The sequence below is a fragment of the Paenibacillus tritici genome (assembly GCF_018207515.1).
GTDB lineage: Bacteria > Bacillota > Bacilli > Paenibacillales > Paenibacillaceae > Paenibacillus_AQ > Paenibacillus_AQ tritici.
This window is the reverse complement of sequence record NZ_CP073365.1, coordinates 1,982,896-2,008,661: the sequence shown is the minus strand read 5'-3', so window position 1 is coordinate 2,008,661 and position 25,766 is coordinate 1,982,896. Positions and strand designations below refer to the sequence as shown.

Here is a 25,766-nt window from a genome sequence, read left to right as displayed (position 1 = left end):
CACCGCCGCTGCTTCACTCCTCACTGCGGACCTGCATTTAGCCTTTGACAGCTCCGGCGGTCATTCCGGTAACCAGCTGCTTCTGCAGCAGCAGATAGAAGATCAATATGGGCACAAGTGCAATCGTCAGCGCCGACATCTGCAGCGTATAGCTCGCCGTCTCCACGCCGACGAAGTTCGCGAGCCCCAGCGGAAGCGTCTTAAGCGAATTGGAGGTGATCAGTACTAGCGCGAATAAATATTCATTCCAGTTGTAAATAAAGTTGAGTATCACGACGGTAGCCATAGCCGGGCGGGTGATAGGCAGAATAATGGACCAGAAAATGCGGAATACACCCGCTCCGTCCATAATCCCCGACTCCTCCAGATCCTTGGGAAAGCCCCGCATAAAGCCCTCCAGAATGAACACCGTAAGTGACAGGTGAAAGGCCGTATATGGCAGAATCAGTGAGAAATACGTATCTATCAGACTCAGTTTCTGCATAATCAGGAAGATAGGGATCAATGTGGCATGAATCGGCACCAGCATCCCCAGCAGAAACAGCGCATACGTGAAGCCGCGGAGCTTGAAGGTGAACCGGGCAAGGAAATAGGCGGCAAGCGAGCCCAGCAGCACGGTCACAATCAGCGATACGAACGTAATCAGCAGACTGTTCAAGAAGTAAATGTTCATATTTGCGATTTCCCAGGCCTTGGTGTAGTTGGAGAAATGCAGCGTGGTCGGGAAGGAGAACGGGTTCGCCGCATATTCCTGCTCTTCCTTAAACGAATTCACGATCATCCAGAATATCGGAATTATATTCATAATAGCGAACAGACTCAAAAATGTGTAGGCCATGACTTTGAATAACGGTGTTTTTTTATTCATAGCTTCTCTCCTCCTTTCTGTACATCTTCATCAGGCGTCCTTCTCCCGTCCGATCCGGTTAACGATGGAAATCACGACCAGACTGAACACCAGAATCAGAATCGATACCGCGCTGCCATAGCCGTAACGCAAATTCATAAATGCGCTATTGTACATATAGAGTGTCATGACTTCTGTCTGATGTGCCGGACCGCCGCCGGTCAGCACCTGAATCAAATCAAATACCCGGAAAGAGTTACTGATGCTGTATACGACCGCTACCATAATAGTACTGCGGAGCATAGGAATCGTGATATGCAGTGTGCGGCGGAAGCCTGTTGCACCATCCAGCTCGGCGGCTTCATTAACTTCATCCGGGATATTCTGCAGAGCAGCAAGGAAAATAACCATGTACAGCCCACAGTTCTGCCAAATGTACGCCACACTGATGGACAGCATGGACCACTTCATGTCCCCCAGCCAGTTCTGCTGCCAGCTCTCCAGTCCGAAGAAGGCCAGCATGCTGTTCAGCATCCCGTATTCCGTGTTATAAATCATGCCCCAGATTAAGGAAACCATAACGGACGAGATAACAACAGGCATGAACCCTACGGTACGGAAAAAGCCTGAGCCCTTCAGCCCTTTGTTCAGCAGCATCGCCATGATGAGGCCCAGCGGAAGTTGACCAACCAGCCCCGTCAGCATAATGACAATATTATTCTGCACAGACAGCCAGAACGTATCATCCGTAAGAATACGGGAGTAGTTGTCCAAGCCGACAAAAGACATCTTGCCAATCCCGTTCCAGTCCATCACCGAGTAGTAGAGCGAAATGCCGATCGGTATGATCGCAATTCCAAGATAGATGACCAGCGCCGGGAATAATCCGATAAAGATCGCCAGTTTATTTTGCTTAAGCGTATGCACAGGGCATCCCCCTTCCAGTTGAATCCTCTTCTGCTTATGAAATGGAGAAACGGCTTCGCCTAATGCTGCAAGCGGCGGTCCCCGTTTCTCCCTGTTCATCCTAGTTCATTTGGTCAAAAGCTGCCTGTGCGTCCTTGGCGACCTCTTCCGGTGTGCCGCGGCCTATCGTGAGCGCCTGTATGCCGTTCTGTACAACGTCAACCACTTGTGTCGGAATGATGCTGTCGAATACAGGGGCTGTGCCTTTGCCGGTCAGCTCAAGCATTTCTTTCAGATACGGGCTGGCATCCCCGGGAATTTCCACGGTGGCCGGAACTACTACCCCGTTGCGGATCAGCTCCTTGTACAGGTCCTCACTGACAAAATACTTCATGAATTCCTCAGCAGCCGCTTTGGTTTTCTCATTCAGCCCGCTCTTAATGGCGATGCCGTACTGCACCACACCCGCGCTCTTCACCGGATCACCTTTGCCGCCTTCCACACCCGGGAACAGGGCAATGCCGAACTTGTCGCCTTCGTCATTATTGATCCGGATTCTCGCATCTACTGTTGAGGAAGAGATATGCATCGCTGCTTTGCCCTGGATGAAATAATCCTGGCCTTGTACGGAATCCATGTTGTTGGCATCGGTATTGAAGGCCTTCAGCTTAGTCAGCTCATCAATAACCGCAATCGCTTTGACGAACTCCGGATCTGTGAATTTCGCTTCCTTATTTACCACCTTGGTGAGGAAGTCACTGCCGGTAAAGCGGTCCCCGAGAATGGACAGATAGGAGGACTGCAGCGGCCATTGCTCCTTGTTGCCCAGCGAGATTGGTGTAATCCCCGCCGCTTTTAGCTTGGTAACTGCGTCGATGAACTTATCGTACGTATCAGGAAACTCTGTATAGCCTACTTGGGCGAACATCTCTTTGTTGTAATAAATGATGTCTACGAAGGTTTGTTTGGTCGGAATGGCATACTGCTTGCCGCCAATATTGAACCCGGCCAGGGCACTCTCCGGCAGAATCGACTTCCAGTTATCCATCAGACTATCAATCGGCTCTACCAGGCTGCCCTCCACCAGCGGCTCCAGATCGGCTCCGGGCCATACGACATTAATGTCCGCCAGATTGTTGGCGGCTGCCAGCGTCCGCAGCTTGGTTTTATATTGTGCGGAAGGCACTCCGTCCTGCTTGATTACAATATTCGGATGCTCCGCCTCAAATTTGGCGATCCGCGCCTTGTATACCTCATTGTCCACATTCGGCGAGGTCCAGGGATGCATCATATTCAGGGTGATGGTCTCTTCGCTATTCCCGCTCCCGCCCGTATTACCCGCGTTGTTGCTGTTGCCGCATGCTGCTGTGAACAAAGCCAGCGCGCCCGCCATCCCAAGCAAAGCTACTTTTTTGGTCTGTTTCATTGTCACCCTAATCAACCCTCTTTCTACTATTATTAGTATCTGCTATTCCCGCACCTCAGATTCCCTCTTGCAGGACTACCTGAGCTGTTACGTTAATTATAAAAGCTATGGGCTGCGGTCTATATCCCACAAATGTTAGATTATATCCGATATTCTACAGCGAATTTGCAAGAAATATGAAAAATACACTGAAAATCATGAAAGTGAGTCATATTATATTACACTATACGTTATATAAATTCCTCTTTTACGGGAATTTTTCTGGGTAAACGCTTCCAATATTAAGCGGATAGGAACCGCTTGAAAATATCCAAGCGGTTAGCGAACATCCTTCTACAATACCGTCTGCCCCAGCAAATGCTCCAGCATATCGGAGAGCGGAACCGTTGCCAGCGCAATGGCTGTATCGGTTACGCCGTAGTAGATATGCAGAATGCCGTCATCGAGCACACAGCCGGTCGGAAAAATAACATTGGGAATCTGGTAGCCGAATTTCTCATAATACGTCTCCGGCTCCATGATAAAGTCCTTCGTTCTGGCGATCACCTTGGACGGGTCCTCCAGATCGAGCAGCATGGCGCCGAGACGGTACACCGTATCGCTGTCCACACCGTGATACAGCAGCAGCCAGCCGTGAGCGGTACGGATCGGCGGAGTGGACGCCCCGATTTTTTTACTTTCCCACGCGTTTTCCGCTTTGGCCAGCAGACTCGGTTCTTCCCATTCCTTCAGATCCTCCGAATACGAGATCCAGATTGCCGCCTGCTCCGTTCCGTAAGCTTCACCGATGTACTCCTCCGGTCTGCGCAGCAGCGCGTATTTGCCGCCTATTGTCTCCGGGAACAGCATATTATTGCGGTCGTTAATCTCAAGCGGAGTTGTAGTGCTTACATACTCCCAATCCGTCAGATTGCGGGAGGACATCAGAATCGAGCGTGTCAGCCAGTGCCCTTCCTCCTCGCCCCAGCCATCGGGATATTCAGGTATGGAGCGCTCTGGAATGCCGGTTCCGGTCGGATAATAATTCATTGCACAGGGGCGGAGCGCAAAGCTCATGTAGAACAGGTCCCCAATTTTCACTATTCTCGGGTCCTGTACACTGCCGTAAGGAAAGCCGAGCATATCGGGTGTAACCACCGGCTCGTCCTTCACATGGGTGAAATGGACACCGTCCTCGCTCTCCAGCAGACCCAGGACATTTTTGCACGGCGTCAGCGAGCCTGCGGTCCGTTCAATCATATAGAATTTCCCGTTATCCTTGATCACTGCCGGATTAAATACCGTCGCCAGCCGCCAGTCATATTTGCCCGGCACCACGATTGGATTCTCCGGATGTCTGTTGATTCTCATTGCTCTGCCTCCTCAGGGTTAACCTGTACTTGTATTGAATTATCCCCATTATAGCCCGCTCCCGGGCGTCAAAATATCCCGCATAGTATAGAAATCATCCGAATAATAGCGCTGATATCCCGGTTAAGGGAGAAGCCTCAGCGCTGAACATCGCCGCCGGGATTCATCAGCATCCGAAAGACATCCTGCTCGGAGGACATCGGCGAGTCTCCCGCTACGGTGTGTGCCAGCACTCCGGCAGCAGCAGCGAACGAAACCGTATGCTGCGGATCAAAGCCCTCCAGCTCGCCGTGAATAATCCCGCTGGCATAAGCATCTCCCGCTCCGACCCTGTCCAGGACTGTAAATGTCAGATGATCCGAGAATGAGAAGCTGCCTGCCTTGAAGATATATCCGCGCAGGGAGTGGCGGTTGTCCTCATGAATGGTCCGGTGTGTTCCGGCAACCGTACAGAGACTGTAACGGGCAGCCACTTCAGGAATAAGCTCACGAAGCTGTCCCTCCCGTTCGCCGCTTACCGCATCCATACCCAGGATGAACATGGCATCCTGCTCGTTCATGAGCACAATGTCGGCCAGATGAAGCATCTCATCATAATGCGGCCTCGCCAGCTCATAGCCGCCTTCCCTCCAGAGGGACGGGCGGTAATTGCAGTCAAAAACCACGAGGCCTCCCTTGAGCTTGACCGCTTCGGCGTAGCTTTTCATCGCCGTTCTGACACCGTCATTCATCGCCAGCGTAATGCCGCAGAAATGGACAGCATCCGCTTTGCCGGCAAGCCCGGCGAAGGAATACGTATTCTGCGGAGCTGTATTGAAGCTGCTTCCGGCCCGGTCCGTATAAGTCACTCTGCCGGGCCTTGCCCCGAACCCGTTCTCCAGAAAATACATGCCGATATATTGCCCGCCGCGCTCAATATAACCGGAATGAATGCCCAGCTTGCGCAGGCTCGCGATTGCGGCATCGCCCAGCGGACCCTCGGGCAGTCTCGTTACCAGACTGCCCTGATGCCCGTACCGGGTCAGAGCGGACAATACGTTCACACCACTCCCGGAGAATGAATAGTTCAGAGTACTGGCTTGTGACAGCAGCTCATATCCGGGTACCTGCAACCGCATCATCACTTCGCCGAAGGCGGCGATCTGTTTAGACATAGCTATCCGCCAGCCGGGTCATCATCCGGTATAGCTTCTGCACATTGTCAGGCCGCGTAAGTCCGGTATCCTGGTCAATAATGGAAGTATAGACATGGGGAATGACCTGCGGGACGCCAGCACTAAGCGCAATGGACAATATAGCCTCAAAGTTGGACAGGTCAATGCCGCCTGTCGGCTCCAGTGCAAAGCCTTCCTCGGCACAGGCCTCAGCCACCGCGCGCAGCTCTGCTTCCCTGCTCAGCCCCTGCATGGGGAAATACTTCAGTGCATTGCCGCCCATATCCCGGACCAGGGCGATCGCCGCCTTCACAGGAATAACTGCCTGCTCCGTCTGAGCAGCGCTAACCGGTCCAGTGGAGATATTAACATAGCCGGGCTGCCCTGCCGGAGAGACCAGACTGTTGATCCAGCTGTCCTTCCCGCCCAGACTTGCGCGGGTGATGCCTACGGCAGGGAACACCTGGTTGATATGGCTTCCGCTATAGTACCTGGCGATTTCCGCCACCACCGCAGCCTGACGGTTATCCCCGGCTCCCAGTCCGATGGAGACTGCGCCGTCAATTTCCCGGTCATAGGCTTCCATTGCGGTTACCGCTTCCTGAACAGTCGCATAATCCTTCGAGAGTACGCCAACCAGTACATGCCCCTCGGACGCCTCGAACACCTCTTTGGCGTTCCCGATATCCCGGGCCAGCACATTCAAAGCGACCCGTCCCTTGTAGAACCGTTCTGCAATCTTAGACATCTGCTTCTCCTCCAGTCCATTGGCGAATTCTCGCCGCAATGATGTGAATGTCATCGCCCGTGAGCGGACGCGGATCAATATCGAAATAACCTTGCCGGACGCCATAGTCACGGGTATAAATCGCGATATCGCCCTGCTGCAGCCCTTCGGACAGCTCCTGTGCAGAAATTCCGGCCAAAGCCGGGTCCACCTGGACTCTTCCCCGGAAAATCGCCCGTCCAGCTTCGTCCTGGACAACAGACACCTGTATGCCGGGAAGCTCGTTCAGAGTCAGCAACGTCTGCAAGGCTGCTTGTTCTTGGCTGCTGTTGTCCTGTTTAACCGCATACTCATCCAGTGCCTGCAGCAGCCCGAACGTCGTTTCCTTGCCGACCTTCATACTCCGTCCGATGCCGTGGAGCTGCACCTTCAGCCATTCGATATAGGTCCGCTTGCCCGCGACAATGCCGGAGGTCGGTCCTTCAATGGCTTTGGAGCCGCTATAAATAACCAGATCGGACACCTGCACATACTTCTGCAGATCCTCTTCCGCTGCGGCATCCACAATCAGCGGAAGCCCTGCCGCCCGGGCGACCTCCCAGGCCTCTTCGACAGAAATCATATTCTTCTGCACTGCATGATGGGATTTCACATACAGAATGGCAGCCGTCCGGTCCGACACAGCATCCCTGAGATGCTCTGCCCGGCCTTCATTGGCATAACCGGCTTCCAGCACTGCCCCGCCGCCGAGGTAGATCATAGTTTCAACAGGCGCACCATATTGCACGTTATGCCCCTTCAGCATAATAATCTCATTCCGGTACAGCTTGTCCTGATGCAGGCGAAGGCTTGCACGCAGTTCGCCGCGTGTTACTACCGCCGCTACCGCAAGTGCAATTCCGCTGGAAGCTGAATTGACAATCACCGCAGCCTCCGAACCGATATGCCGTGCCGCATAGTCTCCAGCCTTATCTACCAGTTCGGCAATCTCCACATACCGCTGCCCTCCCTGCTTCATCGCATCCATCACCGTATCCGTAGGGGCGGATACCCCTAGGATACTCATGCGGCCGCTGGCATTAATCACCCGCTTCAGGCCGTATTTCGCATTCAATGAATCTGCCATCAACGAACACTCCCATCGCTTCAATAATTTGCCGGCCTACCCGCCGCGTCCCTTCTGAATCCACCAATTCCGCCAGTTCGTCCTTCACTCGGAATAACGTCAGATTAGCCTCGCCTCCGGTGCGTATTTCACCCAGCTCAGGTCTGCCAAGCCAGTCTGCAGCCTGTGTCGTTACCCGTGCCACGGTTTCCTCAAGAGAATAGCCGAGCGCAAGAAATTTAGTCAGCACATAGGCCAGACTGAAGACCGGACCGCGCAGCCGGTTGCCCCGGTAGATGTCGCTGCTGATCGTATCCGGGTGGACACCGCTGCGCCTTGCGGCTTCCGCCACTTCAAAGGAAAAGCTGGCTGTTCCGTGGCCGACATCCAGATGGACTCCGCGTAAGACCGCTTCCTTCAAGACCTCAAGCGGCTGGCCCGCGCCGTCAAACAGGTTATTGCTTTTGCCGTTCAAATAATGGGTGATGATATCCCGCCGGCGCAAAAGCGGAATCACCTCACGGATATCCGGAGGGCCCGAGCCGATATGTACCATCAGCGGCAGGCCCGTCTCTTCCGAGAGCTGAACCGCTGCATGCAGCGGCTCAAGTCCGTTCTCCTTCACCACACTCCGGCTGATCCTCGCCTTCAGTCCTACGATAAATCCCGGGTGCTTCGAGACCGCCAGCAGCAGCCTTGCCCGGTTAATCCATTCCATATCGGCCAGCTCATCAATCCGCTGCAGCCCGATATGTGAAATATTGAGGAAAGCCAGCAGCCGGGTAGCCGCTCTCCGCCCCGATTCTGCAAGCTCAGCAATCCGGTCAGCCCCGCAGCTTCCGGCATCCACAATAGTGGTCACCCCTTGCTTCACGCCTATCTCATCTATCTCATCCCCGTACGGGTCAAAAGCGGGAAAAGCATGAACATGCATATCAATCCAGCCGCTGGAGACATAGGCTCCCGGGGTCTCCCATACCCGGCAGCCGCCCGCCTCTGCGGTACCTGCGGGCAGAATCTCCGCAATCCTTCCCTTCTCCACCACCAAATCCACTTCTTCACCGTTCATCCGCCTTACCCGGCGGAGCAGCAACCGCCCTGCCATCATCCTCATCACCTTTCGGTCCGGCTGTTTATACCGCCCAGTGTATGAATTAATCATAGCCCGGCCCCGCCGAAAGAAATATCCCATAAAATTGCGATTATATCGTGAGAATTCAGATCATTCTAAGCTAACAAACAAAAAAGCTTCCATAACCCAAAGGTTATGGAAGCTTAGCTTATTATGGCTATTTCATTTAATTACGCAACTGCTTCAATGAACCACCGTTGCTCCGGGCAGTTCAAGCTCAGCTTCAAGGGAGTGCTCCTCTTCCCGGACACGTTCCCGCTGCTTCACCGGCTTCTGCGGCCGCTGCTGATTCATCTGGTCAAGCAGCTGCGACACGGGCATCAGCATCATTTTGGGTACCAGCAGCTCACTGCGGACTTTAAGTCTCGCTCCGCCTGACGGATGAATGACGCTGAGCAGAATACTGAGATAGAATTTGGTGGAGCTTGCGAACAGGCCGCTTGGCAGATCCAGCACCATGAATCCGAACTTCTCCGGCCCGCGGTTCAGCAAGCTCACACCGTAGAGCGCCTTGGCCTCGGCCAGCTCTAGATCACCGGCAATACGCTCCGCAAGCACCGGCAGATCCTTCTCCATCCGGCGGATCATGCGGATGGCAAGCTGGGCCGAGGAACGGGAATGAATGCCCAGCTCGAACAATTGCCTGTTGTCGATATGCAGCTCGATGACCTTGTCGCCTTTGCTTAAGGACTCGCCGTTATCCATCTGAACAGGATTGCCCTGGTACTTACGCAGGCGGTAATGCAGGAACGGATCTGCCGGAGTGATCGTCTTAATCCGGAACAGCAGCTGGAAGGCCTTCTCCCAGGCCAGCCATAATCCGACGACCAGCCGTTTGCCGAACGACAACCGCGTGATGGGGGAGCGCTGCACCGCCTTAATCATCTCATCAATCCGGACGCTGCGCAGTCCCCGTCTGTCCGCTTCCTCCAGCATCCGCTCCAGTGCAATAAGCATATGCTCCGGCGCATGCGGATCGGCACCGATCGTTGTGCCGCAGTCATGCAGCAGCAGGACTTCACCCGGGCCCAGCTTCGCAATCAGCTTCTCGGTGAGCCGTTCCGCTCCAAGCTTTTCTTTCCAGTCACCGAACATGGCCGACCACAGCACAATCTGCACCTGCCGGCGCTTGGAGATGTCAAACAGGTTCACGATCCCCCAGGGCGGCCGGTAATACGTACTGCGCTCGCCGGTAATACCGAAGATGATGTCGCCCGTCCGGTCAATCTGCTTCCTTACTGTAGCGGGACGCATCAGCCAATTCGTCTTGTGCACATAATTATGAATGCCAATCAAATGCCCTTCATCATGCATTCGCTTAATAATCTCGGGATGCTGCTCCGCGTGGGAGCCAACGACGAAGAATGTCGCCTTCGCCCCGTAACGCTTAAGCAGATCAAGCAGTAACGGTGTATAATGCGGGTCCGGCCCGTCATCGAAGGTCAGTCCGTAATCCGTGCGTCCAATTCCCTTGCGGAAGACACGGTAACCAAATAAGCGGCTGATCATTCCAGGAATAAAAGCATAAAAGGTAGAGATGTAAAATAGCCAGAGCAGCAAAGTCTGCATGTAAAATCACCGCTTTTCCAGAGTTGACTTTGGCTCGCCCTACGTCTGTAAACAGATAGATGTGATACGGCCAAGTAGGAGTGTAAGTAGAAGCGTCTGTATGAACTCTTAACTTTCAAGAAAAAAACGTTACCTCCTATTTTAACACAGCTGTCAAAGAAATAGACGCTTTTTATTAAAATCGTGTACAATGAAATGAAAGAAATCTCTAAAAATAATTGATCTAAAAAAGGAGTCGTTTAAATCTATGCTGCCGCTGTACAAAAAATATTGGCGTACCTTTTTCGACATCGGGCTGGTTTTTCTCACGCTATATTTAGTGATGCTTGGCTTCAGCAAATTGTATCAGCTGGCTGCGCCGGTATTCCTGTCCTTTTTTGTATTTCTGCTGATTGAGCCGCTGGCCCGCTTCCTCAACCGTAAGGGGTTAGCCAAGCCTTTTGCCTCCGCGATCTCCGTATTTCTCTTCCTGGTCATTCTTCTGGGCGCACTGTTTGGTGCCGGACTGCTGATTACAACCCAGGCGATCCACCTCCAGAATAACCTGCCCAAATATACATACGTGGTCCAGCAGCATTTCACAGAGACAACAACCTATCTTCAGCACAAAGTGGATGCGCTCCCGGCCAATCTCACAGACAAGCTGAACGGCTATTTCAGGGATGCCACGAATATTCTCTCCCAGTGGATGGTGGCCTTCTTTAAATATATGGTCGGAGTGCTTGGCTCCTTCTCTTCCTTTATGGCTAATTTCGGCATTGCGATCATTCTGGCCTTCTTCCTCAGTATGGAGATCAAGGACTGGCGCCGTATCGCCCATGACAAGCTGCCGAAGACATTTAAGACAGCCTTTGCTTTTTTGCAGGGCAATGTGTTCAAGGCCATCGGTTCTTATATCAAAGCCCAGATGATTCTGATCAGCATCACCTTCGTGATCATTCTTGCCGGTCTGCTGATTCTGCGGACAGGAAATGTGCTTACTCTGGCGCTGGTCTGCGCACTCGTAGACCTGCTGCCGCTGCTCGGGGTACCTGCGGTTCTGATTCCTTGGATCATCTATCTGTTCATTGTCGGCAACTCTTCGCTCGCCATCGGACTGATTGTTCTGCTGGTCGTGGTGATGGTCGTAAGACAGCTGCTGGAGCCCAAAATCACAGGGAATTCGATCGGTGTCTCCTCCGCCTTCCTGATGCTCTCCTTCGTCATTCTGTCTTCCTCCTTATTCGGCATAGCCGGACTTATTCTGTCGCCGATTCTGCTCATCCTGCTTAAAGAGCTGATCCAGCAGGGATATCTTCAGCAGTGGATCTATCTGCCGCAGGAGGAGTTCGTCGTGTCTCCGTTCGCGGCGTCCGGGACTTCTACAGCGGGCGGCCCGGTTAGCGGGGATGTTGCCACAGATCCTACCGGACCAGACCATCAGGCACCTGCCCGCCCCGATTCCAGCTCGGACAGCAGCTCAAATACCTGACCGAACAGCCGCGTCGCGGCCTGCGGACTGCCCGGTGCCACATTCTCTACGGCAACGGACACCGCATATCTCGGATGGTCTACCGGACCGTAGCCGATGAACCATTGATTATTGCGGGCCTTCCCTTTGACCAGCGTCTGGGCAGTGCCCGATTTGCCGGCAACCGGCCAGGCCGAATGCGCAAGCATCCGGCCTGTTCCCTCTGTCACCACGCGGCGCATCATTCCCAGCAGCACACGGGCAGTGTCGGCTGAGATTCGGCCCTCCGGCGCAGGCGCCAGATGCCCGGGAAGCTTCTGAAGCGTCTGCCCGTTGGCAAAAGCGACCCGCTGCAGAATACGCGGCGCTCTGACTTCGCCGCCATGCAGCAGCGTGACCACCAGATTCGCCGCCTGCAGCGGCGTGATCCTCACATCGCGCTGGCCGATGGCTGTCTGGACTCTGGCCCCGCCGTCATCAGGCAGCAGCGTGGTGAAGATAGTCCCCGGCTGCTCCCCGGCGAGCGGCCGGAGCAGCGGGAGGCCCAGCGTATTCTCCGCCTGCCACCCGATGTCCCGGCCCAGCCCCAGGGCCAGGGCAGCAGCCTGGAGCTTCACCCCGCTCAGCCGCTCGGCCAGCGTAGCAAATACAGTATTACAGGACACGGCGAACCCTTGCTCCATGGTGAGGGCGCCGTGTCCTTTGCCGTGCAGGCAGGACAGACCATATTTGCCATACTGGCCTGTGCAGAAGAAGGGTTCGTCCGGGGTAGTCACCCCGGCTTCAAGCGCGGCCGCGGCTGTTACAATCTTGAAGATGGAGCCCGGGGCTGCCGCCTGCAGCGCATGATTGTTCCATTCTCCCCCTTGCGGGGAGATCTGCTGCGGATTATAGAATGGCAAAGAGACCATCGCCGCAATATCTCCGCTCTGGCTGTCCAATACAACAATGGCCCCTTCCTTCACACCCGCTTTTGCAGCCAGCTCCTCGATTCCTTCCTGAAGCTTCAAGTCAATCGTGGTATATAAAGACAGCGGGTAATAGGGGTTGCCCGGTGCCTTAACTTTGACCGGACTGCCCGGAATCCTATTGCCGCGAGCATCGACCTGGGCTACTGCCTCCGTGTGCCCCACACCTTGCAGCAGCGGTTCCAGCGTTTTCTCCAGCCCGTCTGTGCCTGTTCTGGGAATTCTCAGGCCTGTGGGCGATTGCCGGAGCGCGTCACCCGAAGCTTCAGACAGATAACCAAGCCACTGACGGCCTGTATCAGACCCGTTATATCTGCGGGCAAAAGGCAGCGCCCTGACTCCCTCAATCTTCAGTTTCTCCACCTCTCTCGCCTGCGGCAATGTCAATGCCAGCGGATCAACCCCTTGCCCCGAGGGCCAGAGAAGCGGCTCCTTAAGCCCTGTGCGTCTGGATTGAAGCTGGCTGTAGCTGACGCCAAGAATCTCCGCCAGCCGGTGCAGCTGCTTGTCTTCCTTGTGGCTTCCGGCATCGTTATGCAGGTGAAATTGCTCCTCCTGCGGGAACAGCGCAGCCATCCATATGGTCTCTCCCGCGAGCGCTTCCCCGTTCTTGGCGTACAGCCGCCCTCTACCGCTGTCCAGCACGGTCTCCCGCTCACTTTGAATTTCGGCCATCTGGGCCATCGTGTACCGGGTCCCGCTTACTTGGCTGTCCTTCATCAGCAGCTGTACCCAGGCCAGCCTGATTATCAGGCCGGCAAGCATGATACACAGGATTAGGCATCCCCAGAATATACGTTTATGAACCAGCTTGTGCAAGGCAATACCTCCATCTAGTGTGCTGCAGAACCATGGCTACTATTATACCCACCCCAAGCGGCAAAAAAACCGCCTTTCCCTGTAGGAAAAGCGGTCCTGAAATATAAGATCACACACTTAATTTGGATAAATGTTATTTCACCGCTGTGACTTTGTTGATAGGAGCGGCTCCGCCACCGAATCCCTATGGACAATATCCGCTGCAATCAGGATTTTTTCCAGAGGTGCGGAAGGGTTATGAATCCGGTTCAGCAGCTTCTCTACTGCCGCCCGGCCCATCGCTTCTTTGGGGACATGCACCGTAGTCAGCGGAGGGTTGCCTCTGGTAGCATCCTCAATGTTATCGAAGCCCGTTACTGAAATATCCTGCGGAATGTTAAGACCTTCCGCCCTCAGCACCTCACAGACGATTAACGCAGTGGAATCATTGGCACAGACCAGGGCGGTAGGCAGAGCATTGTCCCGGATACGCCCCCGCATCCATTGCCTGAAGCTCTCATCGAATGTACCGTCATCCAGGCCCTCCAGCTGAAGCATCTCGTCATCGCCGGCAGGTGTCTTCATGGCCTTCTCTTCAAGCGCACTACGGAAGCCGATCCAGCGGTCACGGAAGCTGCGGGAATACAGGTTATTCCCAATAAAATGCATCTCTGTATGTCCAATGCCCATCAGATGATTGGTGAGCCGGACCATGGAATCTGTATTATTGGCAAATACCGTATCGCTGGGAATCAGCGGGTCTTCATGGTCAATCAGCATCATAGGCAGACCGGTCCGGTGCACTTCCAGCAGCAGCGAGGTTGAGATCTGCCCTACCCCAATTAATCCAAGCAGGCCGGCAGGATTGAGGATATTTACGAAATTATCGGTACGATGCTCGGATATAATGACCATGCCGAGCCCTTCCTGATCGAGAGCCAGCGCGATACCGTCTACAATCTTCCCCCAGTATAGAGAGTCCTGGGTCTGTGCGCGGATATTGGGCATCAGCACCAGGACAGATTGTCTATTCCGGTCACGGTCTGCAGACTGCTGAGGGTGCTTGATACTCTGGACGTATGCGTTCTTCTGCGTGAAATAGCCCAGCTGCGAGGCTGCCTGAATCACCCTCTCCCGGGTGGTTTCGTTAACACCGCCTTTACCCGAAAGGGACTTGGACACAACAAATTTAGATACGCCGAGATGGTCGGCAATTTTTTGCATAGTGACTTTTTTAGCCATATTATAGTAAGACCTCCAGCTCCAATTAACAATTTCAGTGAAATCCTTATCTTCATTGTAGCTAACTTTTCTTGAATCCATAACAATTAGCTATATAAGACGCACTTAAGATTTGAACTTGAAGCTTCATCGTCACTGCGGTGAACATTTGGACTTCCGGCCGCTGTTGTCCCCAGATTTCTTGATTTATTCCGCTCTTCGCGGTGGAAATCCGGTGACAAAGGCGGTCGCTACCGCTCCTACAGTTCCAAATTTCCCCTCCGCTTCTTTTGCTTTTTGTTATTTTCATTAGTGCTTCTTATATAACAAAATAAGTATACGGGTCAGTGAACGTTAGTACAATAAGCAGAAATGGCTTTGTCCTACTTTTCAACAAATGATACCGTTTCGGCTGCATAAAAAGACCGCTCTTCACCGAGGGTGAAGAAGCGGTCTCTAGTATACGGAGCATTCACAACAGTAAATCTAATCTCACTCTAGATCTTGAACAATGACAGCTTGCTCTCCAGTTGTGTCGAGGCACCCTGCAGCTTGCCTGACAAGGCTACAAGGTGATCACTAACATTCTGCTGCTCACTGCTAAGCGAAGCCACCTCTTCGGAGGTTGCCGACGACTGCTGGGCTACCGCACTTACGTTACCCATGGCATCCGACAGCACGCCCTGCGAATGGTTCAGACTGTCGATTGCGCCTGTCACAGATTCCAGACTGGTGATGAAGTCTTCCATTTGCCCCTTCACGGACACGAAGATCTCACTGGTGCTCTTCACGGAAACCATCTGCTCTTTGAACAGCGGGGCTACTTCCGACAGTACAGCTACCGTCTCGTCCATCTCAGCCACAATCTTGTCTGTAATTCCGGCGACCAGTGCAATGGACTGCTTCGACTGGTCCGCAAGCTGGCGGACTTCCCCGGCTACTACCATGAAGCCGCGGCCGGCTTCGCCTGCTCTTGCGGCTTCAATCGTGGCATTGAGAGACAGGATATTAGTCTGCTGCGTAATATTCTTCATAACATCCAGCACCTTGATCACGGAATACACGGTTTCCTTCAGGTTATTGACCCTATCCACCAGTGCAGAGGTCATCTCACCGGTACGTCCGGTCTGCTGCAGCAGCTCCTCGAGCTGAACGGCCCCTTGTCCGCTGGCTTCCCCGACTCCGCGTGCTGCCTGATCCATCTCGGCATTGGCTGCAATTACACTCTGCATCTGCGTAGCAATCAGATCAGTCAGCTCATTGCCGCGCTCCGCCTCCTGAGCCAGACTGCCGGCCCCCCCGGCAATCTCTTCCGTAGCCGCCGCAATCTCTTTGGCAGATATGGCCGTCTTGCGGGATGCGTCCCCAAGCTCGCCTGCAGTCTCAAGTACTTCCCGGGCAGTATCCGTAGTCTGGGCAACCAGCTCCGTAATCCGCCCCATCATCAGGTTGAACGAAGCGGACAGATCGCCGATCTCATCCTTCGAGACATACTCGGTACGGACACTCAGATCCCCCTTGGCTCCTTCCACCATAAGGTCCTTGAGCCGTGCGAGCGGCTTGGCAATCATCTGTACCATCCAGAATCCAACCAGAATAGCGAGCAGGGCTGCAGCACCCGCAGCGATGAAGGTTGTAACGAGAATCGGCGTAGCGGACTTGACCAGTTCTCCGGTAGGAACTACGCCGGCCAGTTTCCAGTCTGCCTTCTGCATCGGGTTGTATACAGCAAGCACATCATCGCCGTTCGCATCCTCGGCTTCCTGGCTCTTGCTGTTCTGCTTGCTCTCCATAATGAAGGGAAGCTCTGACACCTGCCCGTCCTCTTCCGGTTTGGAGGAGGCTACTACGGTTCCATCCGGTGAAACCAGCTGAATCCGTGAATTGTCCCCGAGCTTCACGCTCTTGAAGGCTTCTTCGAGAAGGCTGCTCTTCAGCTCCAGCATGACAACATAAGAGGCATTGGAACCCAGATTCTTGAGCGTTCTGACCATTGCCAGATTCTTGCCGCCACTGCCTTGAACCGCCGTAGGGAACCAGTAGTTCTGTGCTGATTTGGCTTCTGCCGTATAATAAGGCTCGTAAGAGCTTGAATTAGCGACAACTGTCTTGAACCATTCCTGGGTTCTCAGACCGTCCCCGTCGAAGCTGGCGCTTCCGCTGGAGATAATCGTCATCTCAGGATCGTCTGGAATTAGTGAAATGGCCACGATATTGGAATCCGTTGTCGTCTGGCTGGACAACTTCTTGCTGATGGCATCCGTAGCCACAAACTTATCATAACTGCTCTTCGCAGAAGACAGCTCTGTCAGATTCGCCTGCATCTGTGTATCGAAATACAGCTGAAGTGCCAGGCTCTCATACTGCTTCAAGGTAATATCCAGCTTCTCCGAGGTCTGAATAATGGTCTGCCGGTTCGCTTCGGACACACTATCCTTAATCGTATTCTTGGCCTTGTTGTACGACAGAAGTCCCAGGAATAGCACCACCACCACAATGGAGGATAAGAAGATCAGGAACAGCTTCACCCCCACGGACTTCGTCGGGTTTACTCTCTTGACCTGACGCAACGAGCCGTTCAATACATTCTTCAACGTTCCCTGTTCTGCCGTTTTGCCTGTTGTCTGTGACGTTTCTGTTTGACCGGCCTTAGCCTTTTGTGTACTCTTTGGCTTTTTACTGTTCTTTGCCACTTTTATCCTTCTCTCCTTTGGTTTGTTTAACTCGTTCTCCGGATTCGGAGCCCCCATTACCATCACCCTACCTATCCATTAGATTGGAAGACGTATGTAAGCGTTACCTGCCCTTTATATCGGCACAAAGTCTCATTTTTCTTAGCATTTTTTACAAATCACTTCAATATTCATATATTTTTACCGAACTGCATAAGTAATTTGGCATACAAGTAGAAACGGATGCCATCCTTCAAAAGGATGGCATCCGTTTCAGCGAGAAAGATAAGGAAGATTTATTAGCGAAGCCTATAATTTATTATCTTTCAAAAAAGGAGTGCCCATTTAGTAACGGACACTCCACGTATAAGAAGCTGCTATTTTCTCTTGCGCATCATATCAAAATAAGCAACCGGCTGATCGACCTTCATCCGCACCCGCTGCAGCGGATGGCGGGCAACCTCCAGCGGATTGCCCGCCTCATCCCACAGCTCGCCTACGGTCTGCTTGAAGAAGGTATCGTCCGGTCCGAAGAATTCGACTTCCTGTCCCGGCTTGAAGTTATTGCGCTGCTGAACGAGCGCCATCCCCGTATCAGCATCATATTCCAGCACCAGACCGGCAAAGTCGTAAGGAGCAGCTTTCTCCTCCGGCTCATAAATGTGGTCCTCATGGTCCGGTGTGTCGTAGAAGAATCCTGTATTCAGCGGACGGTTAGCCGCCTTCTGCAGCTCCTCCAGCCACTCCGGCTTCAGCACATACCCTTCCGGGTCTGCCATATAAGCATCAATGGCTTTGCGGTAGGCGTTCACTACAGTAGCCACGTAGTGAATCGACTTCATCCGGCCCTCAATCTTGAAGCTGTCTATTCCGGCCTCGATCAGGTCAGGGATACTCTCCAGCATACATAAATCCTTCGACCCCATGGTAAACGGATTATCCTCAGGCTGATGCAGCGGCAACTGCGTTACTCCAGGCTCCAGGGCCTGCGGAGCTTCCGCCTGATCCTCTTCGGATACCCAGTCCCCTTCCGGACGGGCATCTTCAAACAGATCATATTTCCAGCGGCAGGATTGGCAGCAGCCCCCGCGGTTGGAGTCACGGTCTGTGAAGTGATTGGACAAAACACAACGTCCGGAGTAAGAGGAGCACATGGCCCCGTGGATGAAGCTCTCAATCTCAATATCCACATGCTGCTTGATCTCGGCAATCTCCTCCAGGCTAGTCTCCCGGCCCAATACTACCCGGGGCAGTCCTTCCTGCTTCCAGAAAGACACCGCCTGCCAGTTGAGCGTGGATTGCTGGGTACTTAGATGCACCTCAAGGCCCGGTACCAGGCGGAGGGCGGTGTCCACAATTACCGGATCGGCCACAATAATAGCTGCAATCCCGGCCTCATATAAATTACGCAGGTATTCTTCAATCCCCGCGATATCTTCATTGTGAGCATAAATGTTGGTCGCAACGAATACTTTGGCGCCATATTTCTTCGCAAATTCAACGCCCTCGCGCATTTCCTCGAAGGTAAAGTTATCTGCCCCCGAGCGCAGGCCGTATTTCTGGCCTCCAATATATACTGCATCCGCACCATAGTGTACGGCGAATTTCAATTTCTCCAGATTCCCTGCCGGAGCCAGGAGCTCCGGTTTGTCCAGACGGTAACGTTTGCCTTTGAATTGAGGCTTGGTCATGGTTCCCATTTCCTGTTCTCCTTTCTGTGTCTCATCTTCTGCAAGTTCTTAAGGCTGACATCGGGTGGTCCACGCTGCTGCGGTGAATTTGGACTTTCGGCAGCTGTTAGGTTTGAATTTCCCAATTATAATCCGCTGTCAGCGGTTGAAATTCAAACCTAAAGGCGGACGCTATCGCTCCTGCAGTTCCAAATTCCCCTCCGCTGCTACCCATCTCGATGGTAAAGTTAACAACCCATTTTAAAGAGCTGAGACAAACCCTTTTATATTAATATACCTGTTCTTTATAGAAGAAGCCGAACGACAGTTCACGCTCAGGGTCCTGCAACGCCCGGACCTCCTCCAGCCAAGCTTCATCATAAGCATATTCCGCCGGATCAGCGGCGTATAAGTCAATAGCATGACGATAAGCCTTAACGACAGCCACGTTGTAGGCCGCAGGCTTCAGCAGTCCCTCAATCTTCAGGCTATGCACACCGGCCTTGAGCAGGAAATGGAGATCCTCCAGAATACAAATATCATCTGAACTCATAATATGCGTTCCGTTCTCATCTTCATAGATCGGGAACTTCTCATTCGGACGCTCTGCTTCAATCAGGAACAGCCCGCGCTCCTTGCCCAGGCTTCCGCCATCACTCGGACGGCCCTGATGGGACATATAACTGGCTACCAGCTTACGCTTGGAATGATAGATATTGGTCATGCCATGCACCTGCACCTGGGCTTCCACTTCCAAATGAGGCACCATCTCCGTCATTTCATCCATATTGAGCTCACGTGCCAGCACGACCCGCGAAGCTCCCTTGCTGCCCCAATAATTGGCTGTAGCATAGTTGGTGGACGTCATTTCCGCATTCCAGTGCAGCTTCATTCCCGGCGCTTCCGCCTTCACTGCCGCAAGAACGGCGGGATCACCGAACTCTACCCCATCCACACCCAGCTCGCTAATGGCCTTCACATAAGCCGGAAGCTCCTCCAGCATCGTATTGGGAATCAGTCCGTTTATACTTACGTATACCTTGGCGCCCCGGGCATGTGCGAGCTTGACCACTGCCGCCGTATCCTCCAGCGTGAAATGCCCGGCAAGCCGCATGCCGAAGCGGTCATCACCGATCAGCAGCGCATTCGCTCCTGCCGTTAGCAGGGCAGCCGCTTCTTCCAGAGAAGCCGCTGTAACCAGCAGCTCCGGTGTGTTATTCATTGTGTTACCTCCTGTGTGTAGCGCATCCCTACTATTGTAGCGGGTTCTTAGGGATTTTGTTTGCTTTTTTGAATATTGGCTAAATGTTCCTTGTAGGTCCTGGCAAATAAATACCCCTGTGACCCATCTTTCTTAGTGACATAGAAGAAATAATCCGATACCTCCGGAGTCATCGCTGCTTCAATGGAGGCAAGGCCGGGGCTGCTGATCGGTCCAGGCGGGAGTCCTGCCTGCTTATACGTATTATAAGGGCTGTCCACCTTCAGATCCTTCTCATACAGCCGCTCTTTCTGCTTGTCCAGCAAATATTGAACCGTAGCATCTATCTCCAGCTTCTGCCCTTTGTCCAGTCTGTTATAGATAATACCGGCAACCAGCGGGCGTTCCTTATCCACCACAACCTCACGCTCCACCAGTGAAGCTACGGTAAGCAGTTCATGGAGGGAGAGTCCGCGGTTCGCCAGCTTCGACTTCCATTCAGGAATCGTATCCAGCTTCTTCACCAGCTGATCCAGCATGGCTTCAATCACTTCTTGCGGAGTGCTGTCCTTAACCAGCTCATAGGTTTCCGGGAACAGATATCCCTCCAGACGATGGCGCAGCTGCGGGTTGGACGGGATCTCCAGCAGGCTTACCGCCTCCAGGCCCTCCCCGGAATCCATCAATTTCAGGAAAACCTCCGGCTTCTGGTTCCAAGCAGCAGCCAGCTTCTCTGCCACTTGGGTTACTGTATACCCTTCAGGAATCGTGAATGTAACCATCTCTTCCTTCACTACGTCTCCGGCATTCATCCGGCTGATCAGGGTGTCGTAAGAGTCGCCGGGACTTACATTATACGTTCCAGCCTTGAAGCTGGAGCCCTCCTGAACCCATTTCAGATACCCTTTGAAAAACAGGCTGTTCTTGATAATTCCCTCTTGCTCGAGCAGGTCAGCAATTTGCGAGCTGCCCATACCCTTCTCTATCGTAACCGTTACAGGCGGCCCTGCGGGCTCTACCGGCTGCATTCCATTCCAAATATACCATGCTCCTCCTCCTGCGGCAGCTGCCAGGACCAGGATTAAGATAAGCACAGTGCGGATCACGGCTTTCAAATATTACGCCTCACTTTCCGACTATAAAGTATAAATTTGTATTGTCCAAAATTCAACTTATTTTTTCAGCATAAACAAGAATCCCTTATCCTTAAACAAAAAGAGCGCGGAAAAATTCCGCCCTCTTCCGTACCCGCTCTAGATTAAGTTGCCGCAGATGCTTATTCGCTGTCTTCCGCCGGGAAGGTAAGCTCATCGTACAGCTCGGAAACATTCTCCCACTCATCGTCGTCCATGATGCTCTCCAGCTCGGGAAGTCCGTCCGGAGAAACTACGATCCGCAGAATTTCCTGCTCCGCAGCTCTTCCCGAACCGCCCAGAACCGCATAAGCACGGTCACCGACAGCAAATTCTGCAATAATATCGTAAACGGAAGACTTGCCCTGCTCATCTTCCAGTTCTACTGTTTCTCCGTATACTTCCTTGAGCTTAGAAGTCCATACCGCTTGATCAGCGGAAAAATCAGTCATTCTCTGCTCCTCCATCCAGCTCGTCAACCAAAGTATTGAAGGTCTCTTCTACGATGGCCCATTCCTCGTCATTCTCAATCATGAAGAGCTGCAGATCGTCGCCGTCTTCCTCGTAACGGAACGCGTAGACCTCATCTGTCTCCTCATCCTCGGAATCGAGTGGAACCACCATCATATACTTGGCATCCGATCCGTCGACTTCAAACTTCATGATGACCTCGAATTCCTCTTCATTACCTTCCTCATCGGGAATATAGATAATTTCCGGTTCCTCTTCTTGGCCGATCTGTTCGTTTGTCATATCCGCACACCCCTCACCTTTTACTGTTAGCATCCAAAAAATTTTGCAAAATCAGCGCTGCGGCCATTTTGTCCACAAGCCCCTTGCGTTTCTTCCGGCTGACGTCCCCATCAATAAGCACCCGCTCAGCAGATACCGTCGTCAGACGCTCATCCCAAAGGTGTACGGGCAAATCAAATTGCTCCCGCAGCTTGGCAGCGAATTCAATGCAAATTTCACCACGGGGTCCTACTGAGCCGTTCATATTCTTCGGCAGCCCAACGACAATCTCACCGATTTCATGCTCCTTGATCAGTTCACGGATACGGTCATATTCGTTGCCGTTTCCGCGCCGCTCAATGGTCTCCAGAGACTGTGCTGTCCATCCGAAAATATCGCTTGTGGCGACACCGATTCTGCGGTCGCCGTAGTCCAGTCCCAGCTTCTTCATCATTTCGGCGGGTCCACCCGGTGATTGGCCAGATAGAAACGGACCAGTTCTTCGATCAGCTCATCACGCTCTTTTCTCCGGACCAAACTTCTCGCATTGTTGTGGCGCGGAATGTAAGCCGGATCTCCAGACAGAAGATACCCTACGATCTGGTTGATCGGATGGTATTCTTTCTCCACCAGCGCGTCGTATACGGCGAGCAGTATTTCCTGGGGGGAGGCTTCCTTTTCGTCGCCCTTCACATTGAATTTGACCGTTTTGTCCATGGAGTCCATTTGGTGACACCTTCCTTCTGCAAAATCACCCTACCCGGGCGGCTTCGCAAAGTTGCTGCTGTACAGCTTACTTGCTGCCTTCATCATAACATATTCATGCCCTAACGAGGAAATCCTGCCCTGTAAAAGCGCTTTTTTTGGCATTTTGTCTACAAAAACAGATGTTTTTTTGGGTTTTAAGCTATTGCAAGCCCCAGGTCAATAATGAATAACCCTCAAAAATATACATTTTGTGAATAAAGCAGCGGCACTGATATAAAGCCCTCAGTACCGCCGTATCTCACCGTTAATAAATCTTCACAGTTTCTTACAACAATTCAATCACTGAATGACGCTTAAGCCAGTGCAGCTACCAGCTCGGCAGCCTTCTTCAGGGCTTCGTCCAGCTTGGAGGCATCCTTGCCGCCGGCCTGGGCCATATCCGGACGTCCGCCGCCGCCGCCGCCGCAGACCGCTGCAATCTCTTTGACCAGCTTGCCGGCGTGGAAACCCTTCTTGACGAGGTCCTGCGGTACAGCAACCACAAAGTTAACCTTGTCATCCATCACGGCACCGAGTACCAGTACGGCATCCGGAAGCTTGGACTTCAGCTCGTCTGCGGTTGAGCGCAGCGCATCAATATTGCCGGCCTGCACGGAGACAGCCAGAAGCTGTGTGCCTCCGCCTACAGTGATCACACTGCTGGTCAGCTCAGCCGCAAAGGTTGCGCTCAGCTTAGACTGCAGGGATTCGTTCTCACGGCCCAGCTCGCGTACCTGGGCATGCAGGGCTTCGATGCGCTTAGGCACATCGGTCAGCGAAGATTTCAGCAGCGCTGCCGACTGTTTCAGCAGGTCCAGCTGGCTCTCCGTGAACTGATACGCATAACGTCCGGTCACCGCTTCAATCCGGCGCACACCGGAACCGATGCCGCTCTCGCTGAGCAGCTTGAAGATTCCGATCTGCGAGGTATTGGCTACATGGCATCCGCCGCACAGCTCCAGGCTGTAATCTCCGACCTGAACGACCCGGACCACATTGCCGTATTTCTCTCCGAAGAGCGCCATAGCTCCCATGGCTTTGGCTTCATCAATCGGCTTATTCTCAATAACTACAGGAAGACTCCGCCAGATCTGGGCGTTCACACGCTGCTCGATATCGCTGAGTTCCTCTGGAGTGATAGCTCCAAAATGCGAGAAGTCAAACCGCAGGCGTGAGCCTTCTACTAAAGAGCCTGCCTGGTTGACATGGCTGCCCAGCACTTCCTTCAGTGCTTTGTGCAGCAAGTGGGTTGCGGTGTGGTTCTTCACGATATCCTCACGCTCTGCCCGGTTCACTTCGGCACGGACGGTATCGCCCACCTTCAGATCGCCTGCTTCAACCGTAACGAGGTGAACATGCTGGCCGTGCGGTGCTTTGAAGAGGCCGTTCACCTTGGCTGTCACCGACCCGCCGGTCAGAACTCCGGTGTCGCTGACTTGACCGCCGCTTTCTGCATAGAACGGAGTCATTTCAAGAATCACCTGGCACTGCGCGCCTTCACTGACGACATCAACAAGTGCGCCGTCAATGACAATCGCCAGTACTTTGGACTCTGCTACCGTGTCATTATATCCAACAAATTCACTTTTAACCGTCAGATCGGCGAGTGCGCCGCCTTGAATTTTCATGCTGGCACTGTCTTGACGGGCTGCTCTGGCACGGTCACGCTGCTCCTGCATAGCAGCATCGAAGCCCTCGCGGTCTACGGCAAGCCCTTGCTCAGAGGCAAAATCTTCGGTCAGGTCAAACGGGAAACCGTAAGTGTCATAGAGCTTGAACGCATCGGCGCCGGCAATGGTGCTGAGGCCGTCAGCTTTGGCTCTGGCGCTGATCTCGCCCAGGATAGCCAGACCATCGGACAGGGTCTCGTGGAAGCGTTCCTCTTCGAGCCGGATGATCTTGGCAATATATTCACGGTTCTCCACCACAGAAGGATAGTACACGCCCATAATCTCGCCGACAGTCTCGGTCAGCTCATGCAGGAACGGACGGTCCAGCCCCAGCGTCTTCCCATAACGCACGGCACGGCGGAGCAGACGGCGGATAATGTAGCCGCGTCCTTCATTGGAAGGAAGCACGCCGTCACCCACTGCGAACGTAACGGTACGTACATGGTCGGCAATGACTTTTAACGCGATATCCTGTTCTACCTGGTCCTTGTAGTTCACACCTGCCAGCTTAGCCGTCTTCTGGATGATCGGCTGGAACAGATCGGTATCGAAGTTGGAGTCTACATCCTGCAGAATGGAGGCGAAGCGCTCCAGACCTGCGCCGGTATCAATATTCTTATTCGGAAGCGGCGTATAACTGCCGTCCTTATTATGGTTGAACTGTGAGAATACGAGGTTCCATACCTCCAGCCAGCGTTCATTCTCACCGCCCGGGTACATTTCAGGATCACTCATATCACTTCCGTAGGCTTCGCCGCGGTCATAGAAGATTTCCGAGCAAGGTCCGCACGGGCCTTCGCCGATGTCCCAGAAGTTCTCGTCGCCAAGCTTGATGATGCGTTCTGCGGGCAGACCGACTTTCTCGTTCCACAGCTTGAACGCTTCTTCGTCCTCGGCATATACGGTAACGGAGATCCGTTCGCCGTCGAAGCCGATCCATTCCTTGCCGGTCAGGAACTCCCAAGCCCAGGTAATGGCCTCTTCCTTGAAGTAATCTCCGATGGAGAAGTTACCCAGCATCTCAAAAAAAGTGTGGTGACGGCGCGTCTTGCCCACGTTCTCAATATCATTGGTGCGGATACATTTCTGCGAATTGGCCAGGCGGGGATTCTCAGGAATCTCCCGGCCGTCGAAGTACGCCTTCAGCGGCGCCATGCCTGCGTTAATCCACAGCAGCGATGGGTCATTGTGCGGCACGAGGGATGCACTCGGCTCAATGCGGTGACCTTTACTCTCAAAAAACTGCAGCCATTTGGAACGGATTTCACTTGCTTTCATCATGTACAGC

General features: G+C 53.2%; 21 protein-coding genes. 1 reads left to right on the top strand and 20 read right to left on the bottom strand.

Annotated elements, in window-relative coordinates; genetic code table 11:
- Nucleotides 1-37 precede the first annotated feature (37 nt).
- From KDC22_RS08480 to KDC22_RS08440, 9 genes are all read right to left on the bottom strand, one after another.
- Entirely contained in the window at nucleotides 38-868 is an 831-nt protein-coding gene (locus KDC22_RS08480) for a carbohydrate ABC transporter permease (RefSeq protein WP_173138156.1), read from the bottom strand.
- 30 nt (nucleotides 869-898) lie between these two features.
- On the bottom strand, nucleotides 899-1,774 hold the full coding sequence (locus KDC22_RS08475; protein WP_173138158.1) for a carbohydrate ABC transporter permease: 876 nt from the start codon (nucleotides 1,772-1,774) through the stop codon (nucleotides 899-901).
- A gap of 100 nt (nucleotides 1,775-1,874) precedes the next feature.
- Nucleotides 1,875-3,179 (bottom strand): extracellular solute-binding protein, encoded by a 1,305-nt coding sequence (locus KDC22_RS08470; RefSeq protein WP_173138235.1) that lies wholly within the window; start codon nucleotides 3,177-3,179, stop codon nucleotides 1,875-1,877.
- A gap of 333 nt (nucleotides 3,180-3,512) precedes the next feature.
- Entirely contained in the window at nucleotides 3,513-4,529 is a 1,017-nt protein-coding gene (locus tag KDC22_RS08465) for a glycoside hydrolase family 130 protein (RefSeq protein ID WP_211722718.1), read from the bottom strand.
- Nucleotides 4,530-4,666: 137 nt separating this feature from the next.
- The gene (locus tag KDC22_RS08460; protein WP_211722717.1) at nucleotides 4,667-5,683 is read right to left on the bottom strand and encodes a sugar kinase; all 1,017 of its coding nucleotides are present in this window, start codon (nucleotides 5,681-5,683) and stop codon (nucleotides 4,667-4,669) included.
- The gene (gene dagF / locus KDC22_RS08455) at nucleotides 5,676-6,431 is read right to left on the bottom strand and encodes a 2-dehydro-3-deoxy-phosphogluconate aldolase (RefSeq protein WP_211722716.1); all 756 of its coding nucleotides are present in this window, start codon (nucleotides 6,429-6,431) and stop codon (nucleotides 5,676-5,678) included. Before dagF ends, KDC22_RS08460 begins: the two co-directional genes overlap by 8 nt.
- Complete coding sequence (locus tag KDC22_RS08450) at nucleotides 6,424-7,536, bottom strand: DgaE family pyridoxal phosphate-dependent ammonia lyase (protein ID WP_211722715.1); 1,113 nt, start codon at nucleotides 7,534-7,536, stop codon at nucleotides 6,424-6,426. Before KDC22_RS08450 ends, dagF begins: the two co-directional genes overlap by 8 nt.
- Nucleotides 7,490-8,620 (bottom strand): amidohydrolase/deacetylase family metallohydrolase, encoded by a 1,131-nt coding sequence (locus KDC22_RS08445; protein WP_211723950.1) that lies wholly within the window; start codon nucleotides 8,618-8,620, stop codon nucleotides 7,490-7,492. The genes KDC22_RS08450 and KDC22_RS08445 overlap by 47 nt, the downstream gene beginning before the upstream one ends.
- Nucleotides 8,621-8,830: 210 nt before the next feature.
- On the bottom strand, nucleotides 8,831-10,216 hold the full coding sequence (locus tag KDC22_RS08440) for a polysaccharide deacetylase family protein (protein ID WP_211722714.1): 1,386 nt from the start codon (nucleotides 10,214-10,216) through the stop codon (nucleotides 8,831-8,833).
- A 247-nt stretch (nucleotides 10,217-10,463) separates the two neighbouring features.
- Between KDC22_RS08440 and KDC22_RS08435 the strand changes: the two genes are divergently transcribed.
- Nucleotides 10,464-11,687 carry an AI-2E family transporter gene (locus KDC22_RS08435; RefSeq protein ID WP_211722713.1) on the top strand — a complete coding sequence of 408 codons (1,224 nt, stop codon included), beginning with the start codon at nucleotides 10,464-10,466 and terminating at the stop codon, nucleotides 11,685-11,687.
- Here the strand turns inward: KDC22_RS08435 and KDC22_RS08430 are convergent.
- From KDC22_RS08430 to alaS, 11 genes are all read right to left on the bottom strand, one after another.
- Nucleotides 11,636-13,399, bottom strand: coding sequence for a peptidoglycan D,D-transpeptidase FtsI family protein (locus tag KDC22_RS08430; protein ID WP_246553402.1), 1,764 nt, complete (start codon nucleotides 13,397-13,399; stop codon nucleotides 11,636-11,638). The two genes, KDC22_RS08435 and KDC22_RS08430, sit on opposite strands and share 52 nt — an antisense overlap.
- Nucleotides 13,400-13,591: 192 nt before the next feature.
- Nucleotides 13,592-14,674, bottom strand: coding sequence for a LacI family DNA-binding transcriptional regulator (locus KDC22_RS08425; RefSeq protein WP_211722711.1), 1,083 nt, complete (start codon nucleotides 14,672-14,674; stop codon nucleotides 13,592-13,594).
- A gap of 476 nt (nucleotides 14,675-15,150) precedes the next feature.
- Nucleotides 15,151-17,346 (bottom strand): methyl-accepting chemotaxis protein, encoded by a 2,196-nt coding sequence (locus KDC22_RS08420; RefSeq protein ID WP_246553400.1) that lies wholly within the window; start codon nucleotides 17,344-17,346, stop codon nucleotides 15,151-15,153.
- A gap of 356 nt (nucleotides 17,347-17,702) precedes the next feature.
- On the bottom strand, nucleotides 17,703-19,025 hold the full coding sequence (locus KDC22_RS08415; protein ID WP_211722710.1) for a peptidase U32 family protein: 1,323 nt from the start codon (nucleotides 19,023-19,025) through the stop codon (nucleotides 17,703-17,705).
- A gap of 259 nt (nucleotides 19,026-19,284) precedes the next feature.
- A complete protein-coding gene (locus KDC22_RS08410; RefSeq protein WP_211722709.1) occupies nucleotides 19,285-20,217 on the bottom strand; it encodes a peptidase U32 family protein in 933 nt (310 codons plus the stop codon).
- Nucleotides 20,218-20,264: 47 nt separating this feature from the next.
- On the bottom strand, nucleotides 20,265-21,290 hold the full coding sequence (gene mltG, locus KDC22_RS08405; RefSeq protein ID WP_246553398.1) for an endolytic transglycosylase MltG: 1,026 nt from the start codon (nucleotides 21,288-21,290) through the stop codon (nucleotides 20,265-20,267).
- Between the two features lie 182 nt (nucleotides 21,291-21,472).
- Complete coding sequence (locus KDC22_RS08400) at nucleotides 21,473-21,781, bottom strand: DUF1292 domain-containing protein (protein ID WP_211722707.1); 309 nt, start codon at nucleotides 21,779-21,781, stop codon at nucleotides 21,473-21,475.
- Nucleotides 21,774-22,082: a DUF1292 domain-containing protein gene (locus tag KDC22_RS08395; RefSeq protein ID WP_036696606.1), complete on the bottom strand. Its 309-nt coding sequence runs from the start codon at nucleotides 22,080-22,082 to the stop codon at nucleotides 21,774-21,776. Before KDC22_RS08395 ends, KDC22_RS08400 begins: the two co-directional genes overlap by 8 nt.
- A 13-nt stretch (nucleotides 22,083-22,095) precedes the next feature.
- Entirely contained in the window at nucleotides 22,096-22,512 is a 417-nt protein-coding gene (gene ruvX / locus KDC22_RS08390) for a Holliday junction resolvase RuvX (RefSeq protein WP_173138237.1), read from the bottom strand.
- Nucleotides 22,512-22,787 (bottom strand): IreB family regulatory phosphoprotein, encoded by a 276-nt coding sequence (locus tag KDC22_RS08385; RefSeq protein ID WP_173138182.1) that lies wholly within the window; start codon nucleotides 22,785-22,787, stop codon nucleotides 22,512-22,514. The genes ruvX and KDC22_RS08385 overlap by 1 nt, the downstream gene beginning before the upstream one ends.
- Nucleotides 22,788-23,122: 335 nt before the next feature.
- A complete protein-coding gene (gene alaS / locus KDC22_RS08380) occupies nucleotides 23,123-25,756 on the bottom strand; it encodes an alanine--tRNA ligase (protein ID WP_211723949.1) in 2,634 nt (877 codons plus the stop codon).
- Nucleotides 25,757-25,766: the final 10 nt, after the last annotated feature.